The organism is Methylomonas sp. LWB, assembly GCF_001856095.1.
GTDB classification, from domain to species: domain Bacteria; phylum Pseudomonadota; class Gammaproteobacteria; order Methylococcales; family Methylomonadaceae; genus Methylomonas; species Methylomonas koyamae_A.
Genome location: NZ_MKMC01000008.1, coordinates 72,916 through 90,730, shown reverse-complemented (window position 1 = coordinate 90,730; position 17,815 = coordinate 72,916). Strand labels below are relative to the sequence as shown.

Genomic DNA, 17,815 nt, shown 5'->3' with positions numbered 1-17,815 from the left:
CAACTGGCCATTTTGAATTGAAGTGTTTCCAATTTGCCGAGTTGCTGGTGCGACCAGCGTTCCTTCCGGGTGGCGAAGATAATCGTCGGACTGAGAAAAATGGCACAATATTGTCGTCAAGTCACCACTCTTCCATTGCGAGATATTGTTGAACAACCGTGCTTTAATCGAACGCGATCTGGCTGTGCTTTGGCATCCGTGTAGCCAGATGAAAGACTATGAATTAAGCGGGGATGAGGCATTGCCGATGATCCCGATCAAGTCTGGTAGCGGCGTCTGGCTGGAGGATTTCAACGGCAACCGTTATTTGGACGCGATCAGTTCCTGGTGGGTCAATCTGTTCGGTCACGCTAATCCAACGATAAACCAAGCCATTAAAGACCAGCTCGATACTCTTGAACACGTGATACTTGGTGGATTTAGCCATCAAGCCGCGATCGAGCTTGCCGAAAAATTAGTGGAAATTACGCCGGCTGGCTTGAATAAGTGTTTCTACGCCGACAGTGGTTCGGCAGCTGTAGAAATTGCGCTTAAAATGAGTTTTCACTACTGGCGTAATCTGGGTAAGACTGAAAAAAACCGCTTCATCACGTTGGAGAACAGTTACCACGGCGAAACGCTTGGTGCTTTAGCGGTAGGCAATGTTGCCTTGTACAAGTCAACCTATGCGCCGCTATTGATGGATGTAATCAGCGTGCCGGGGCCCGATTGCTATTTTCGCGAGCCTGGCGAAAGTTGGCGGGATTACTCAAGTCGCCGCTTCAAGGCGATGGAAGAAGCCTTGGCTGAACACGCCGAATCCGTGAGCGCGGTGATCGTCGAACCTTTGGTGCAATGTGCCGGCAATATGCGTATGTACGATCCGGTGTATTTGAAATTGCTGCGCGACGCTTGTGATCGTTACGAGGTGCATTTGATCGCCGACGAAATTGCGGTCGGTTTCGGACGTACCGGTACTCTCTTCGCCTGCGAGCAGGCCGGTATTAGTCCGGATTTTCTTTGTCTTTCTAAAGGATTGACCGGCGGCTATCTGCCGCTCTCGGCCGTATTGACCACCGATAATGTGTATCGGGCATTTTACGACGAGTATCGAAACCTGAACGCATTCCTACATTCGCATAGTTATACCGGTAATGCCTTGGGTTGTAGGGCCGCCCTCGCGACCATCGGTATTTTTCAACAACAAGACGTTTTGGCGCGCAATAGGCGCTTGGCGGCGGTATTGGCGGGGGCGCTGGAACGCTTTCGCGAGCATCCCCAGGTCGGAGAAGTACGTCAAACAGGTCTGATCGCGGCGATAGAATTAGTGAAGGATAAGCGGACGCGAGAGCCGTACCCTTGGCAACAAAGGCGAGGGTTACGGGTTTACCGGCATGCGCTGGCCCAAGGGGTGTTGCTGAGACCGCTTGGAAACGTTATTTATTTCATGCCGCCATACGTGATCAACGAAGCGGAGATCGAGTTGATGGTTGAGGTGGCCTGGCAGGGTGTGCAGCTGGCGGTGCAGGACTAATGAGGGTTTCTCGTCTCTATATTCCCCAGCCGCTACAGGTTGGGGGCAGCGTCCAACTTGACGAGACGCGCGCTCACTATTTGCGTAGCGTGCTGAGACTAAAGCAGGATCACGAAGTTATATTATTCAACGGCTTGGGCGATGAATATTTTTGTCGTTTGGACGAAGTTAGTCGTAAAACGGTTAGTGCACGAGTAGAAAGCCGTATCGAGCGTAATGTCGAAACGCCGCTAAAGGTAATACTTGGCATTGGGGTGTCGAGGGGCGATCGCATGGATTGGGCGATGCAGAAGGCGGTAGAGCTGGGTGTTGCAAGTCTGACCCCGTTGGTCACCGAGCGTTGCGTAATTAAATTTGACGAGGATAAAAAGCAACAGCGTCAAGCTCACTGGCGGGGCATCATTCAACATGCGGCCGAACAGTCGGGCCGAACCATTCTGCCGGAATTGGCGGACTTAGCCGACTTGCCTAAGTGGGCGTCGGAACAAACCGGGTTGCGCCTATTTCTCGATCCGTATGCTGATTTCAGTTTGGCCGATTTTAGGCCGGAGGGTGAAACCGTGACCTTGCTATCCGGTCCGGAGGGTGGGTTTTCCGAGGCGGAGCGGGAATCTGCCAAATCGGCTGGCTTTATCCCTGTCAAGTTGGGAGGGCGGATCTTGCGTACCGAAACCGCGGTCCTAGCGGCATTGGCCGCAGTGCAGGCCTTGTGGGGGGATTTTCGTTAATGCGGACCGCGATTGCGTTGCTGGCGCCGCTAGCTTTGTTACTATTATTGGCCGTTGTCGCCGGGTTTATCGGTTACGGCGTTCTGCTGCTGGTGGGTGATGTCCTGCCGCTCGCGAAGTTAGTTAGTAAGATTACATTGGTGCTGCTGTTGCTAAGTGTATGGCCGTTGAAGCACTATTTGCGGCTGGATTGGTCGAATTTTGGCTTCGCATCGCGCGAAGTGTTTTTTCGGCAGATGGGTTGGGGGTTCTTACTGGGTTTGGCGAGCCTATTGCCCGTGTTAATCGTACTTTACGGACTAGGGGTGCATGTCTGGGACGACAGTCGGGTTTGGAGTGTCAACAAAGTTGCTGAAAAACTCGGTTTGGGGTTGTTTTTCTCGTTATTGATTGGTGTCGGTGAGGAGTTATTATTCCGCGGGTTGTTACTGACGGCGTTGCGGCGCGTCTTGCCACTCTCGATTGCGGTCGTACTGAGTTCGCTGTATTACGCCGCCCTGCATTTCTTAAAAAGTACATCTCTGATTCCGTATGCCGAACTAACACCTTTTTCAGGTATGAAACTGCTTGGAGAAGCGTTCGGCAGTTGGTTGAACCCCGACATCTTGACCGCGCTCATCGCTCTATTGGTTGTCGGTTGTTTTCTGGCGACCATCAGGTTGCGTTGGACGGAATCGCTGGGGCTTTGTGTTGGTTGCCATGCGGCTTGGGTTTGGCAGATAAAAGTCTTTAGGGATTTTTTTAACGTTAATTTGCAGTCGAAGCTACTGTATTTAGTGAATACCTATTATGACGGAGTCATCGGGCCTTTGGTTAGCGTTTGGTTGTTGTTGGTGCTGGCTGGTGTCCGATTTGGCTTAGTTGGGGGAAGTCGAGCCCACTAGAGGTGTAGTCGCCTTTGCAGCGGTGGTTTTCTGGTGGCGATAATTTTTATTAAGTTGTTCTTAGGTAAAAAAGAGGAAATTCAGATGCGCAAATTCGCACCGTTATTCGTAACTCCTGCTATTTTCCTGACGGCCGCTACGTTGAGCGGGTGCGCTGGCGAACCTGCGAAGCCAGCCCGGGAAAAAATTCTATCGGGCGATCAAATGCTACGTGATAGTCAAGGAATTGCACAGTTGGGTAGCCGTTGGCAGGAGGGTAAGCAAATGGTCGAGCGTGCCGAGATCATGCAACGCGATGCTCAGGGCAAGCTGGAAGAGGCGCGTCGCATGATGGAAGAGGGCCAGAAAATCATGCGCGAAAGCGAAGAGGGTTACAAAAATTTGAAGCAGTGATAACCGACCACCCCGACACTGGTCAACCGGTCGCTTCTTTGCTTTGAGAGTGGAATGGCGGGACTGGTTTCAAAAATTGTTTAAGTTTTTGATCGGTTTTAGCGCCAAAATCTGTAAACTCAAAATGTATGCTGTTACATAGTGCGCATAAGCGGCTATTTTCCAAAAACGGTAGATCCGAAATACTGATCTCGTCTCCACAGCGGGAGCACAACATAGGGTGCATTGCGGTTTTTTTCATAGATCCTCCTTGCCGACAAGCGTTTGAGGATACTGCGGATAACGAATAATATCTGTTGCTAATTCAACATTTTCTCGTAGTCTTTTCTTCGGTATTGTGAATTATCCAGAAGTTCTCAAAGTATTGCACAAATTTTCCGCAATTTGAAAAAGGGTCGAGTCTTGGTCATGCGCGATATTTGTTACGCTCGCGGCGTGCGATACGCATGCCTATCCGTGGCGCGCTTGAATATCGACCAGTTTTTAATATCGGTATAGCTGACGCGAAAACGTTTATCGAGTTTTGCATAAAAAAATTGACCACTTTTTAATCCAATCTTCACGAACTTTCGAAATAAGCGCTATTATTCCTTGAAATTCCAAGAATCCCAGGGTGCGGCCATTTTTGGCTGGAGTGCCTCGGTTGCGCAATTGTCAATTTCGAAATTTCCATGAGCCGATTTCAGTCACATCTAGTCTCAATGTTGATGATGTTCGCACTGTTAAGTGCGTGCAGCAGTCCTTCGGTCAAAAAAGAAAAATTGGCCGGCTTCAAGCCTTACAGTGTACAACAACCGCAGTCGCAGCGACGCTCGCCGCAACCTGCGTTGCTGCAACCGGAATTTTATGTTGGGATTTTCCCAAAGCCTGCGGAGTTGGAGCCGGCAGTCGGCTTTTGGCGAAATACCTATGCGGTATGGTCGCGATCGCAGGTGGCGTTTCATGATGATAGGTATCTGGACATTGTCTATGAAGTGATGACTTTGCCCGGCTACGTAGGAGAAGGCTTGACCAGCGTGCAAAAAGAACTGATCAGCCAACGCCGCGAATATTGGAAATCTCAGCTGTCAGGTTTGGAAACCAAATTACGTTACAACGCGGCGTTAAGTAACAACGATAGGGATTTGATCGCTCGCTTGGAAAGTACCGGGAAGCCGCTGACGACGATATTGGCTGGCTCATCAGAGCGTTTGCGCTCGCAGCGCGGAACTCGGGAGCGCTTCAAAAGAGGGATGGAAATCAGCGGTCGCTACGATTTGCAATTCCGCAAAGTGTTTCGCGATGCTGGTTTGCCCGAGGATCTGGCTTATTTACCGCATGTTGAATCGTCGTTTCAGCCGGCGGCGAAGTCCTCCGCCGGAGCGGTCGGCATGTGGCAGTTTACCAAGGCTGCCGCAAAAACCTTTATGCCAGGTGGCGACCGTTTCGACCAACGTCTGGATCCTTTTGCCTCTGCGGCCGGTGCGGCGCGTTACCTGAGTTACGCCTACGCTAAGCTCGGCGATTGGCCGGCTGCGGTGACCTCGTACAATCACGGTATCGGCGGTATGAAACGCGCTCAAAATCAGGCGGGTCGTGATTTCGTTCGGATAGTGGAAAGCTATGACGGTCCTGCGTTCGGTTTCGCGTCCAGAAACTATTATGCACAGTTTCTGGCGGCTCGTGAAATTGCCAATAATTCGTTGGCATATTTTCCGGAAGGCATTCAATACGAAAGCCCAGCATTGCCCGGACAATACGTGGCGGCCGAATAAGAGCTAACAATCAGGAAAACTGGCGGCTTATTTCTCAATATTTGTCGGAGCCGATTTGTCGCTTGCCGTTTTAGCGTGAGTTTGACTGGTGGATGGTGGGGGAGCTCGCGTCGCTCTTGAAGTGTCGGCGCGAGCGGACCGTCGGAACTATCGTTGCAATCGTGAACATTAAAAGATCAGCGTCGATTTTCGCTGGGCAGTTGCATTCCCGTGATGTATTTTTCAGGTTGTTCTTGGTATCGCCCAAGGTAGGTATGTCTTGGGTGTCCGCTTCAAATATCGATGACCTCGTCTATTAATATCGAGTCGCTTTCTATTGGTCATTCCGATTTAATTTCTAAGTGAAATTTCTTGCAATTTGAATGGCTAATCGCGGGGGATTTTCTGATTATTAAACCCTGTATTAATAAGGTTATTGCTTGTCATTTTTCTGTTTTAACGGTGTTGCTTTGATCTGTGATAGCATGCCGGTGCATTTGAATATGCACTAATAAATGGGTGGTAATAACATAGATTTATTAGGGAAATTTAAACAATTAAGACAGGAAACCTAATGATTAATCCGATTAAAAAAACTTTGGCGGCTTTGTGCTTGATGGCTGCGACAATTTCCGTTCCGGCATTTGCAAACAGCGCGGGCGATGCCAAAGTTCGTGCCGCCGCTGAAGGCACAGTAGCGAAAGTCGAAGAAGCCGTGAGTTTGGTGGAAAAGGGCGCCGATAAAGCCGAAGTCCTGAAAGCGCTGAGCGATGTGCGTCAATTGCAAAAGGAATTCCGCTACGAGCAGACCGAACGCTTGCGCCAAAAAGCCGGTGATCGTCTGAAAACCGCTCGCGAGCAATTGGAAAACGGCGACGCGGAAGGTCCTGCGAGCTTGAAAGCCACGCTGGAAATCTATAAGGAAATGTTGAAAGTCTATAACGCCGCGCACTAAGTTCGTCACGGTTTAGCCGGCTGGCCCATGCGCTAGTCGGCCGCTCCGGTTCTTGTTCTCAACCTTTTTAGGTTTGTTCGGAAAATCGGCTTTCGAACAAATCCGCCGGTAACGGTTTCGCAAAGAAAAAGCCTTGGCCGAAGTCGCAGTCTGCGTTTTTGAGCAATTGCCGCTGGGCTTCCGATTCTATGCCTTCCGCGATGACGCGAATGCCAAGCTTGTGGGCCATCAGGATGATGGCTTCGCATAGTGCCAAGTTCGCGGGATCGGCGGAAAGATTGTTAACGCATTCCTGATCGATTTTTAAATAATCAATATCGTATTTTTTTAAATAAGACAACGACGAATACCCGGTACCGAAATCGTCCAACGAGATTTGAATGCCGGCGTTGCGAAATGAGGACAACTGGTCCTGAAAGCGGTTGCCACTTTCCAGTAGCACGCCTTCGGTGATTTCGACGACGATGTGTTGGCCGGACAATTGCAGTTGAGTCAACTTTTCGAGCCACGCTTGGTGGTTTTCGCGTTCGTTGCGAAATTGCACCGAGGATTTGTTGATACTGATTTGAAAGTCGTCGTGTATCGAGAGTCGCCATTTGCGAGCTTGTTGCGCGGCTTGTTCGAAGAGCCAGTTGCCTATTGTGTTGATCAGACCGGTTTCTTCGGCTATGGGAATGAACTCGGCCGGGCCGATCAGGCCGCGTTGGGGATGGTGCCAGCGAATCAGCGCTTCGGCCTTGCATACCCGATTGCTGCTCAGTTCGACAATGGGTTGGTAGTAAACAGTCAATTGCCGGGTGGACAGCGCCGAGCGCAAGTCCTTGCTCAGGCCAAGTCGATGCCGCGCGGCTTCCTGCATGGCAGGGATGAAAAAACAATATTGATTGCGACCGCGATTTTTGGCCACATACATGGCTTGGTCGGCGTGTTTTAGCAGCGATTTGATATCTCTAGCGTCATCCGGGTAGAAGGCGATACCGATGCTGGTGGAAATGTGGGCAATGTCCGCGCCTAACTCGAAGCGCTCCGCCATTTTTTCCAATATCGCACCCGCAATCCGTTCCACGTTACAAGGTTCGCCGACTTCTCTTAGGATCACCGTGAACTCATCGCCACCCAATCTGGCGACCGTGTCGGAGTCTCGGACGCACATTCGTATACGCTGGGCGGCGGTTTGCAGAAGTTTGTCGCCCATGTCGTGTCCCAGCGTGTCGTTGACTTCCTTGAACAGATCCAGATCGATGAAGAACAAAGCCAGCCGGGTTTTATCCCGGCCGGCTTTTTTGATTTCCTGCTCCAAGCGGTCGTGAAACATGCGCCGGTTTGGCAATTGGGTCAGCGGGTCGATATTGGCCTGCTGCCAGATCAGGTTCTCGGCCTGTTTTTTTTCAGTGATGTCCGCGAACAGTGCTACTAATCGAAATATCTGCCCCGCCGAATCCTTGATGGCGTTCACGGTCAGCCATTTTGCGTATCTGTCCCCGGATTGGGTCCTATCCCAAACTTCGCCTTGCCAAAAACCGGATTTGCGAACGCTCTGCCACATCGCTTTGCGGTGATCTTCGGTATTGATAAGATCGATGGATTGGCCCTCGATCTCCTCGCGGCAATGGCCGGTAATCTGGGTAAAAGCCGGGTTGACCGCGATAATACGTCCCTCTGCGTCAGCCAGTAGCATGGCTTCGCTACTGTTTTGGTAAATTAACGCGGCTTGCTGCAAGACTTCTTCGATACGCTTGCGTTCGCTGATATTCCGGGCTATCGCCAGGTTGTAACCGGTGTTGGCGTATTCGAAGAAGTTGGCCACGACTTCGACCGGAAACAGTCGGCCATCCTTGGTTTGATGTAGGGTTTCTAAAGTTAGCGAACCCGATGCTTTTAGCGCTTGCCAATGAGTTCGCCAAATCGTGTCGGTATGCGCGGGGTCGACGTCTTCAACCCGCATGCCTCGCAATTGTTCGCGACTGTAGCCTAATTCCAAGCAAGCGTGGCGGTTGGCGTAGATAATTCTGGCATCATTGTCGATCAAATAAGCCGCGTCGCGCATCTGATCCATGCCGAAGCTCAATTGCGCCAACGGCGTTTCCGAGGCCTTGCGTTCGGTAATGTCGCGAAAATGCCAAATTTGCCCAACCGCGACGCCATCGCGATATTCGGTCATCTGGTGGCGTTCGATGATCCGACCGTCGCTTAACAATAGTTCGTCGTAAGCGTGTCGTTCCGGATCGCGGCGTACCTCGAACCAGCGGGTTTCCGCATCGTCTTGCAAATCCGTGCCGTTCAGGATCCGGCGGAGCGGCGCGGATTGGGTGTCCGCGTTGAGCAACTCCCGGTCAATCTGCCACATACGGGCGAACTCGGTGTTGTATTGTATGACGCGACCGGCCGCGTCGACAACCAGAATGGCATCGGTGGTGGCGTCCAACGTCGCTTTCAGCAGCGACAGGGAGTGTTCGAGCTTGGATCTGGTGTGGGCCATGTCAGCGCTTTGGTATAGGTCGATTTCGGCTAGCCGAGCCCTGTGAGAGACTGCTACGTATCGATCTTAACAATAAACCTCGCGGGCTGATAGTGTCGATTGCCAAAGCCGCATCGCATGGGGGATCCGCAGACCAAGTATCGTGCAAGGCGGGCTCGATTAAGGCGTGCGGTAGCTGTTCAGCATAGGCTTCGCAACCGGCCTAAATCCAAGTTTCCCGTCGAAAAAGGGAGCTCGATGCGGATATCGCCGCTCCCCCTTTTTTGAAAGAGGGGGTGACAGATCGCTGAGCATTCGCCGAATAGTTACTGCTTGCCAAGCAAATCGGCAAAATAATGCATGGCGCCAATCAACGGTGCGCGCGGATTCAACGCGAGTTTTACCGGTATTTTCGCTAACAGCGGCTGAAAGCGGCCTTTGGCTGCGAATGAGCGTAAAAACTCACCCGACTCCAGAACCTTACGAATCTTCGGGCCTATCCCGCCGCCGATAAACACACCGCCCGTCGCAAGCAGCTTCAAGGCCAGATTGCCGGCTTCCGCACCGTACAATTCGGCGAATAAACGGGTTGCTTCTTCACAGAGCGGGTCTTCACCGCCCACACCCAAACGCGAAATCAGTGCGTTGCGGTCCACTTCGGATTCGGCGTGCGCGGCGGGAATTGCTGGGCAGGCAGGCGCGAAACGGTCGGCTAACAGAAAATCGTATAAATGACTGAAGCCGTTTCCGGACAGCACCCGCTCGCAACTGACGTGGTCTGGAAACAGTTGGCGCAAATAGACCAACAACCGATCCTGTTGTTCGGTTTGCGGCGCCAAGTCGCTATGTCCGCCTTCGGTGGCGATGGGATGATAGCGTTGGCCGTCCCAATACAAAGCAGCCTCGCCGAGTCCGGTGCCGGCCGCGATCACGGCGATATTGCCGGTTTGGGGTTCGGCGGCGGGATTCAGTTCGACGAAATCTTCCGGTGGCAGATGCAGCATGCCCAAAGCCATCGCTTCCAAATCGTTAAGCAGTTTGACTTGGTCGGTACCCAGCTTCTGTTGCAACCGTCGACCATCCAGCAACCAGGGTAGATTCGTGGTTTGGCAGCGTTGTTCGACCACCGGTCCTGCGACGCCGAAACAGGCTGACGTTGGCGGGGGCTGATCGGCGAGGAATAAGTCCAAAATCTCCTCGAAGTCCAGGAATTCACGGCTGGCAAACGTTTGTTCGCGCACGCTGTGCAGCGTGCCGTCGGCTAATGGTTCAATTAAGGCCAGCACCGTTTTGGTGCCGCCGATGTCGCCGGCTAAAATCATATCGGTCCTCACTGGGCGTTGGGCGTGTCGAGTAAATGCATCAGAGCGTCGAGAATGCCGTTGGCAACGGCGTGGGGTGGCAGTTGATAAAAGGCCTGCCAAGCCAGCGACACGTAATTTTCGTAATGGTCGCGATGGTCCGGGTGATCGTGCAGCCAGCAGATTCTGACGGCATGGCCGATCAGAATGTCTGTGACTATCGTATCGTCCACCCTTAGGGTCGGGTTGTCCCGGAAAATAGAACCCAGTGCCCGCAATGCCTCGGCGGTCAACTGCCGGTAGACCGGCGCTTGAATTTTATTGAGTACGTGATTGACGTGCAATTTAAAGGTTTGCTCGCCCGGCGTCATCTGCGACAGCGTGGTTTCGCTGTCGAGCCGGCGCATGCCATTGATTTTTTCGCCTATCATCAGACCCTGGCAACGTTCCAATACCGTCCAAACGCCGGTGAAAAAAGCGTCGTTTTCACGGCCGACGCTGCCTTGGCGTTCGCGCCAGTCGTACCAGTCCTCGGAGTCGCCGCGATTCGGGTTCATCGTTGCCGGGAAGCGAGCCGAACTCAAGTCGCGTTGCGCGCCGTCGTAATGCAAGGTTTCCACTAAGCCCAGTTGGGTTTGGCTATTGCCGTAATCCTCTAAAGTTTCTCTGAGCAGTTCCACCAGTCGGTGCGGCGGCAGACCTAATACCTCGGTAAATGCTTGGTCCAGCGAAACTTGGCTGGCGCGTTTTTGCCGGGCCACGATCAGCTGCAGAATATGGCCGACCCGAATCGTATGCATATCGGCGAACAACTCGGGCTTGAGTTTGATCAGCATACCTAAATAAATGATCAATTCCTGGATGACAATGTGCTGGTTGCTGTCCTGACTGTTAAAGCTACGGATGGTTTGCAGTATTTCCCAGGAGTCGGTCGGCCGCCGTAACGTGGCTTTGCCGCTGTAGGCGCGGCCGACGGTCAAGCCGTGTTGGCGGACCAGGATGTCGGTCGCCGCCTGTTCCAGATTGATATCGTACTTGCCCAGAATGCCGGCCGCGCGACGCACGATGTACCAGACGTGGCGGTCGCCGGCGCGGGCGTAAACCTCTTCCAGCAGGTCGCGCACCGAATACTCCTGGCCGGCCAAGCGCACAGGATGGTCCAAGCCGTGGCGGCCGCCGAGCAGACTTAAGGCTTCCAGTTGCGCATACAGATTGCCGTTGCCGCGCAATTGCTCTAGTAACAACGCATCGTCGCCGATTTCCCAGGCGGTCAGCGTATAGCTGTCCAAAGGTTGTGGGGTGGCGGCCTCGTGCGGCATGGCGTGCGCGCAGGGGCGCTCGGCGTCGTCGCGTCGAGGCTCCGAAAAGCGAAAATCGTGCAGATAACCGATTTTCTCACGACAGGAGTCGGCCGCGAATTCGGTTAACAGGCCGAGCCTAACTTCGATGTCGGCTAATTTGCCGGAACCGATTTGCTGGATGAAATCCAGCAACATTTCGCGATCGGCGCCGTGCAGCATGTTGTCCTTGACGTTGATGACGAAGATTGGCGGCTTAGGGCTGTCCCAGTGGTGTGCCAAATACGTCAATTCCATGCGCAGGCGTTGAATCAACAAGCGATTGTCCATCGCAATATAGAATCCTTGTTGGTTCATGAATTGCGGTAGGAATAGCAGCGGTTCGCCGGCCAGCAGATAAAGGCGGGAGGTCGCCAAGCTGCGAATTTGGCGCAAGGGGCGTCCGGTCAGGCCGATTCGATCGTTGCGTCCCACTTGGGTGTAGGCCGCAGCGAGTTCACTGGCTTCGCGCACCTGTATCGGCGCGATTTCACCGAGTGTTTGCGAGACGATGCCGGTAGCGTGTAAGTCGGCTTGTACCGCCTCGCTGTCGGCCAGCAGCGCCACCTGTAAAGGCGTTCGGTTATACAGGCGGGTGGATTTGTAACGGCCCAGCGGATCGATGTCGTCTAGCGCGATCAAGCCGTCCTGCAGTAGACAGCCTAGGATAAACAGACTTTGGGCCCAGACCAGCGGTACGTTTTCGTTGGGTAGCCGTTCTTGGCTGTGGGGGTGGCGCTTCTCGGCCGCGATCGCCGGTTCCGGCACCAAATACAGCTCGGGCAACAACCATTGACCGTTACGTTCCACCAATAAGTGTTCCAAACGGCGCCGATAGTCGCCCACGCCGTCGGCGTCGCGGGCAAACAAGCGATTGAGCAGCAAGTACGAAAAAAACAGCGGCCATTCGCACTCGATGTCCATGAACTGCTTCAGCTCGCTGGGTTCGTAATGCAGGCGCTGGTGGTCTTCGATGACGGTTTGGTGACCGTCCAGCAGAAAGCGCTTGCAACCGTATCGGCCTTGCAGTTTCTCGATGACCAATGTCTCGGTTTTTTCGCGGAGAGCGGCATTGTCGACCGCGAAGGCTGGAAAGCCGGTGATGCTGAGTACCGCCGAATCGACTTCCTTGGAAATCGATTCGCGCGGTAGCAGCGATTCCAGCGTGATCCGGGTGCGGGCGATGTCGTCGGCGACGACATGGATGATCGCGGTCTGGCCGCCATCCTTGCCGAACAGGTTGAAGCCAGACATCGCTTCCAGCGCCGCCTTGGCCATACCGATCGAGCTGGCGTTCAATTCGGCGATGCCGTGGTTCATTTTATTGCCGCGTTCCCAAATGCCGTAATCCGGCGTGCGGTAGGCGCGGCTGACATAGTGCACCAGATTTTGCACGAAATTAACTTCGTCCACGCTGAACACGATGCGGAGACCCGATGCGATCATTTGCGCCAGCATCAACAAAAACAACGAGGTGGCGTCCAGTTGCAAATGGCCCCATTCGTTGTCGGCAACCACGATTTCGCCGGTCTGGGTGTTGTATTTGGCGTGCAGCGCGTCAAGCGGGTCCTGGCTGTGCTTGAATTTCTCGACTTTAGGCGCTTGGCGCATCATCGCGGTCAGCAGGCCGCGCATCAGTTTGACGACGCTTTGCTCCAGCAAATAAGCGCGTTCCGGGTTTTCGCCGTTCTTCCGGTAAGCCAACGCTAGCCCCCAAGCCGCCAGAATGCTATATACGTTATCCCTAACCCAAGCGTCGGTATAGTTGCCGTGTACGGTGACGGCGGTGCTGGCCGGCAGCAAGCCACTAATCCAGTTTTGCCGGCTGAGAATGATGTCGTGGACTTGGCGGTAATATTGGTCTAACGCGTCGCTACTGGGTTGGGTCATATCGGTGCCGGGCTGGGTGGGACGGAATGGTCGGGTTCAGGCCTTGGGTAAAGTGACGCCGGTTTGTCCCTGGTATTTGCCGCCTCTGTCCCTGTAGGAGGTTTCGCAGACTTCGTCGCCGCCGAAAAACAGCATTTGGGCAACGCCTTCGTTGGCGTAGATTTTGGCCGGCAGCGGCGTGGTATTCGAGAATTCCAAGGTCACATGGCCTTCCCATTCCGGTTCCAGCGGCGTGACGTTGACGATGATGCCGCAGCGGGCGTAAGTCGATTTGCCCAGGCAGACCACCAGCACGTCACGCGGAATTCGGAAATACTCAACGGTACGGGCCAACGCGAACGAGTTGGGCGGAATGATGCAGACGTCGGACTTGACATCGACAAAGCTGGCCTCGTCGAAATCTTTTGGATCGACGATAGTCGAGTTGATGTTGGTGAAAATTTTGAATTCGTTGGAACAGCGCACGTCGTAACCATAGCTCGACGTCCCGTAAGAGATGATCCGGCCTTGAGCGGATTCGCGAACTTGGCCGGCCTGAAACGGCTCTATCATGCCGTGTTGCTCGGACATTTTGCGTATCCACTGGTCTGATTTGATGCTCATGTTGCTGGGCTTACCATTAAAAAAGGAACAGACTGCCAACATAGCATATCAAGGCTGAAAAATCGCTACTCCGGCCGCGTTCGGCCGGTTTTATCGGCCCGTGGGTCGCGTTTAAAAATATTAGGAAAAACTGATTTACAAATTAGACGACCGGTCGCATAATTAATCCATGTCATCGCTAAAGCCGAAACAAGTCAAAAAAGATCGATTGCTCGAGCAGGGCGTCAGTTTGCTGCTGGAAAAAGGCTATCACGCCACCGGCCTGAAAGAGATCTTGGACACCGTGCAAATTCCCAAGGGCTCGTTTTACGCCTATTTCGAAAGCAAGGAACGCTTCGCCGCCGAAGCGATCCATCATTACATCGAGCCTTTTATCGTCCGCTTGACCGGGCATTTGCAAAACCCGGAATTGGACGGACTGGGCGCATTGAAAGCGTATTACGCGGAATTGATAGCGGAAGTGGCCAAAACCGGTTTCAAGGGCGGTTGTCTGCTGGGCAATTTGATGGGGGAAATCGGCGATACCAGTCCGCTATGCCGCGACGCCTTGCTGGACGCGGTCGGTCGCTACGCCGATTTGCAGAAAACCGCGCTGGAGCGCGGCCAGAAAGACGGTACAGTACGCACCGACAAGACCGCGAAAAGTATGGCGGATTTGATGTTAAACGGCTGGCAGGGCGCGTTGTTGCGGATGAAAGTCGAGCAGTCGGTTGAACCCTTGCAGGCGGTTTGCCGGGATTTGTTGGATGATTATTTTAGGGCTTGATTGAGTTCCTGCCTTATCGCATGCTAGCGCTAAATTGGAGGTGATTGATGGATGCACAAACGATAACCGAACAGGCATTAAAACTGGCTCCGGCAGCAAGAGCATATATTGCGGAAATCTTGATCGAAAGCCTGGATTATGAAGAAGACTTTCCGGTTTCCGATGAGTGGCGGCAGGAAATCCAAAAGCGTTGCAAGGAAATAGACGCCAATTCGGCGCTGCTGCTGGATGGCGAACAAGTCATGGCGGAGCTAAGACAGCGCTTTTTATGAAATATTTCCTGCATCCTCAGGCCCGCGAGGAGTTGGAACAAGCAATATTGTTTTATCAAAAACAACAAGCGGGTTTGGAAAAGCGCCTTATCGATGCGGTGGACGATGCCACCCACCGGGTTTGTAACAATCCCATGTTGTATCGAAAGGTAGATGATGAAACTCGCAAGTGCCGGATATTGCGTTTTCCATATGCGTTAGTGTTTCGGGAAAAAGCCGGAAAATTGGAGATTTTGGCGGTGATGCATTTGCGAAAACAGCCTAATTATTGGAATTCTAGAAAATGATGTCGTGGATTTGGTGTTGGATGACCTGGCAGGGTGCGTTGCCAAAAATGAAGGTCGAGGGTGGAGCTGTTGCAGGCGGTTTGTCAGGATTTTAGGGCTTAAATAAACATCAAGTTAACCTTTATTGGTACGCCTAGGACACAAGATTTGAAATTGGAGAATATTTGGTATGTCGTGGAATAGCTTGAATAGCTTGCAGTCAGTTCAGTATAAGTGTGGACATTGCGGTAATGTTGTTGCATCTAATCAAGGATATTTCTCAAATTTAGGGCAACGAATTTATATATGTCCTCATTGCGAACGACCTACTCATTTCGCTTATGGAGCGCAGTACCCTGATGTGGCACCTGGAAATGATGTCAATCATCTACCTGAAGAGTTAGCGTTACTATACAAAGAAGCAAGAAATTCTGTTGCGGCGTCGGCGTATACCGGTTCGGTATTACTTTGTAGAAAACTCTTAATGAATATTGGTGTAAAACAGGGTGCCGAAGAAGGTAAACCATTCATTTATTACGTTAATTATTTAGCAGATCAAGGATATATCCCGCCGAATGGCCGAGGCTGGGTGGATCATATTCGTAAAAAGGGTAATGAGGCAACTCACGAAATTGCTCTTATGGATAAATCAGACTGCGAAGATCTAATAGCTTTTTCAGAAATGCTTATGAAATTCATATATGAATTTCCAAACAAAATACCGGCGCAAGGATCGTAGGATGCCCCAATATTAGACTGAAGTGCGTAGTCTGGGTTGAATGAAAGGAAATCCAGCATTGGCAGACGCCTAGCCGGGTTTCAACGTGGCCTTCAGCTCGCTGTCGCTCTACCCAGCCTACGAATCGAAATAACCGCTGCCCCACCCGGCAGCATTTTTTAACGCCGGCAAATTAGACGACCGGTCATTTATTAGGAGATTATCATGCCCAAATACATCATCGAACGCGACATTCCCGGCGCCGGCCAGTTCACGCAAGCCGAGTTGCAAGGCATTTCCCAAAAATCCTGCGGCGTGTTGCGCGATATGGGGCCGCGCATCCAGTGGCTGCACAGCTATGTGACCGGCGACAAGGTGTATTGCATTTATATCGCCGACAACGAACAAGCGATACGCGAACACGCCGAGCAAGGGGGTTTTCCGGCCAATCGGATAGAAGAAATCAAGACCGTGATCGATCCGACCACGGGGGACTGAGCTTGGGTAGGGTGAGCGCCGCGTACCTCGTCGGAGGTCGCGATTGCCGGGCAAAAGCTACGCAGTGCTCACCCTACAACGCTGAACCGCTGGAGCGGTTCATCAGCGTTTGCGCGTGCCAGGGTGGAGCGTTCGAGCGCGGAAGATAGGACACCATTAAAACGATAATTTACGGGGATAACACTCATGACTTTTAAACTCAGCACCTTTACCGCCGCGCTATTGCTCGGCACCGCCAGCCTGTCGGCCAGCGCGGACGAAACCTGCGCCTCGCCGTACATGGCGAAAATTACCGGCCAGGAAGATTTCGTTTACATCTGGACCTTGGGTGCGGAAGGCGTCGGCGACGAGCAGGACAAACTGGTCACCGTCGACGTTAATCCCAAATCCAAACAATACGGCAAGGTGATCGGCAGCCTGTCGGTGGGTGGCCGCAACGAGGCCCATCACTCCGACTTCACCGACGACCGCCGCTTTTTGTGGGCCGGGGGCCTGGATACCAACAAGATTTTCATCTTCGACGTCTCTACCGATCCTGCCAAACCCAAGCTCAGCAAAACCATCACCGATTTCGTCGCCAAAAGCGGCGGCGTAGTTGGCCCGCACAGTTTGTATGCCTTGCCGGGGCGGATGATCATCACCGGCCTGTCCAATAACAAAGATCATGGCGGCCGTACCGCGCTGGTCGAATACACAAATACTGGTGATTACATCGCCACCTACTGGCTGCCGACCGACAGCAATCTGGAAGGCGCGATCAAATCCGGCAAATACGCCGATGGCTACAACTACGACGTGCGGGTATTGCCGCGTAAAAACCTGATGCTGACTTCGTCGTTCACCGGTTGGTCGAATTACATGATGGACTTCGGCAAAATGCTGGCCGACCCGGAAGCGATGAAACGCTTCGGCAACACCGTGGTGCAATGGGATTTACACAGTCGCCAGCCGAAGAAAGTCTTCGACGTACCCGGCGCGCCGTTGGAAATCCGCTGTGCCTGGGACGAAGCGCATAACTACTGCTTCACCAGCACCGCGCTGACCTCGAAAATCTGGCTGATTCATCAGGACGACAAAGGCGAATGGCAAGCCAAGGACGTCGCGGACATCGGCGAGCCGGCGAAAATCCCGTTGCCGGTGGACATCTCCATCTCCAGCGACGATAAAACCCTGTGGGTCAACACCTTCATGGACGGCATGACTCGCCGCTTCGACATCAGCGATCCATTCCACCCAAAACAAGTGTTCGAGCAAAAAATCGGCGCCCAGGTGAATATGGTGTCGTCGAGTTGGGACGGCAAACGCCTGTATTACACCTCGTCGCTGCTGGCGAACTGGGATAAGAAAGGCGCGGACAACGAACAATTTTTCAAAGCCTATAGTTGGGATGGTAGCAAGTTGACCGAGCAGTTCTCGATTGATTTCAATAAAGAGAAGCTGGGTAGGGCGCATCAAATGCGGTTTGGGGCGTATGCTTTGTACGGCAAGGCGCCGAAGTAG

17 protein-coding genes are annotated in these 17,815 nt (G+C 52.8%); 12 read left to right on the top strand and 5 right to left on the bottom strand.

The window, feature by feature from the left end:
• Nucleotides 1–148 precede the first annotated feature (148 nt).
• From BJL95_RS04390 to BJL95_RS04375, 4 genes are read left to right on the top strand one after another with little or no spacing between them, the layout of a single operon-like run.
• Complete coding sequence (locus tag BJL95_RS04390) at nt 149–1,513, top strand: adenosylmethionine--8-amino-7-oxononanoate transaminase (RefSeq protein ID WP_071155845.1); 1,365 nt, start codon at nt 149–151, stop codon at nt 1,511–1,513.
• The gene (locus tag BJL95_RS04385) at nt 1,513–2,241 is read left to right on the top strand and encodes a 16S rRNA (uracil(1498)-N(3))-methyltransferase (protein WP_071155794.1); all 729 of its coding nucleotides are present in this window, start codon (nt 1,513–1,515) and stop codon (nt 2,239–2,241) included. The genes BJL95_RS04390 and BJL95_RS04385 overlap by 1 nt, the downstream gene beginning before the upstream one ends.
• Nucleotides 2,241–3,125 (top strand): CPBP family intramembrane glutamic endopeptidase, encoded by an 885-nt coding sequence (locus BJL95_RS04380; RefSeq protein ID WP_071155792.1) that lies wholly within the window; start codon nt 2,241–2,243, stop codon nt 3,123–3,125. Before BJL95_RS04385 ends, BJL95_RS04380 begins: the two co-directional genes overlap by 1 nt.
• 33 nt (nt 3,126–3,158) lie before the next feature.
• Complete coding sequence (locus tag BJL95_RS04375) at nt 3,159–3,518, top strand: hypothetical protein (protein ID WP_254786682.1); 360 nt, start codon at nt 3,159–3,161, stop codon at nt 3,516–3,518.
• Nucleotides 3,519–3,540: 22 nt separating this feature from the next.
• Here BJL95_RS04375 and BJL95_RS24470 read toward each other — a convergent pair whose 3' ends face one another.
• Entirely contained in the window at nt 3,541–3,759 is a 219-nt protein-coding gene (locus BJL95_RS24470; RefSeq protein WP_139306125.1) for a hypothetical protein, read from the bottom strand.
• A 691-nt stretch (nt 3,760–4,450) separates the two neighbouring features.
• Here BJL95_RS24470 and BJL95_RS04370 point away from each other — a divergent pair.
• Together BJL95_RS04370 and BJL95_RS04360 are read left to right on the top strand one after the other, a co-directional pair.
• On the top strand, nt 4,451–5,272 hold the full coding sequence (locus BJL95_RS04370) for a lytic transglycosylase domain-containing protein (RefSeq protein WP_254786681.1): 822 nt from the start codon (nt 4,451–4,453) through the stop codon (nt 5,270–5,272).
• 553 nt (nt 5,273–5,825) lie between these two features.
• The gene (locus BJL95_RS04360; protein WP_064031702.1) at nt 5,826–6,206 is read left to right on the top strand and encodes a hypothetical protein; all 381 of its coding nucleotides are present in this window, start codon (nt 5,826–5,828) and stop codon (nt 6,204–6,206) included.
• 67 nt (nt 6,207–6,273) lie between these two features.
• Here BJL95_RS04360 and BJL95_RS04355 read toward each other — a convergent pair whose 3' ends face one another.
• The 4 genes from BJL95_RS04355 to dcd form a co-directional block, all read right to left on the bottom strand.
• On the bottom strand, nt 6,274–8,685 hold the full coding sequence (locus tag BJL95_RS04355) for an EAL domain-containing protein (protein WP_071155786.1): 2,412 nt from the start codon (nt 8,683–8,685) through the stop codon (nt 6,274–6,276).
• Nucleotides 8,686–8,990: 305 nt separating this feature from the next.
• Nucleotides 8,991–9,986 carry a glucokinase gene (gene glk / locus BJL95_RS04350; RefSeq protein ID WP_071155784.1) on the bottom strand — a complete coding sequence of 332 codons (996 nt, stop codon included), beginning with the start codon at nt 9,984–9,986 and terminating at the stop codon, nt 8,991–8,993.
• Nucleotides 9,987–9,994: 8 nt separating this feature from the next.
• Nucleotides 9,995–13,192 carry a glycoside hydrolase family 15 protein gene (locus BJL95_RS04345; RefSeq protein WP_071155782.1) on the bottom strand — a complete coding sequence of 1,066 codons (3,198 nt, stop codon included), beginning with the start codon at nt 13,190–13,192 and terminating at the stop codon, nt 9,995–9,997.
• 36 nt (nt 13,193–13,228) lie between these two features.
• Nucleotides 13,229–13,795, bottom strand: coding sequence for a dCTP deaminase (gene dcd / locus BJL95_RS04340; protein WP_064031738.1), 567 nt, complete (start codon nt 13,793–13,795; stop codon nt 13,229–13,231).
• 169 nt (nt 13,796–13,964) lie between these two features.
• Here dcd and BJL95_RS04335 point away from each other — a divergent pair, with 169 nt between their 5' ends.
• The 6 genes from BJL95_RS04335 (at nt 13,965) to BJL95_RS04315 (ending at nt 17,815) form a co-directional block, all read left to right on the top strand.
• Entirely contained in the window at nt 13,965–14,561 is a 597-nt protein-coding gene (locus BJL95_RS04335) for a TetR/AcrR family transcriptional regulator (protein WP_071155780.1), read from the top strand.
• Nucleotides 14,562–14,608: 47 nt separating this feature from the next.
• Nucleotides 14,609–14,833 (top strand): addiction module protein, encoded by a 225-nt coding sequence (locus BJL95_RS04330; RefSeq protein ID WP_071155778.1) that lies wholly within the window; start codon nt 14,609–14,611, stop codon nt 14,831–14,833.
• Nucleotides 14,830–15,120: a type II toxin-antitoxin system RelE/ParE family toxin gene (locus BJL95_RS04325; protein WP_071155776.1), complete on the top strand. Its 291-nt coding sequence runs from the start codon at nt 14,830–14,832 to the stop codon at nt 15,118–15,120. The genes BJL95_RS04330 and BJL95_RS04325 overlap by 4 nt, the downstream gene beginning before the upstream one ends.
• Before the next feature lie 184 nt (nt 15,121–15,304).
• Complete coding sequence (locus tag BJL95_RS23615) at nt 15,305–15,838, top strand: DUF4145 domain-containing protein (protein ID WP_217631661.1); 534 nt, start codon at nt 15,305–15,307, stop codon at nt 15,836–15,838.
• Between the two features lie 204 nt (nt 15,839–16,042).
• A complete protein-coding gene (locus BJL95_RS04320) occupies nt 16,043–16,315 on the top strand; it encodes a DUF4242 domain-containing protein (RefSeq protein WP_064027354.1) in 273 nt (90 codons plus the stop codon).
• A 186-nt stretch (nt 16,316–16,501) separates the two neighbouring features.
• Complete coding sequence (locus BJL95_RS04315) at nt 16,502–17,815, top strand: selenium-binding protein SBP56-related protein (protein WP_071155775.1); 1,314 nt, start codon at nt 16,502–16,504, stop codon at nt 17,813–17,815.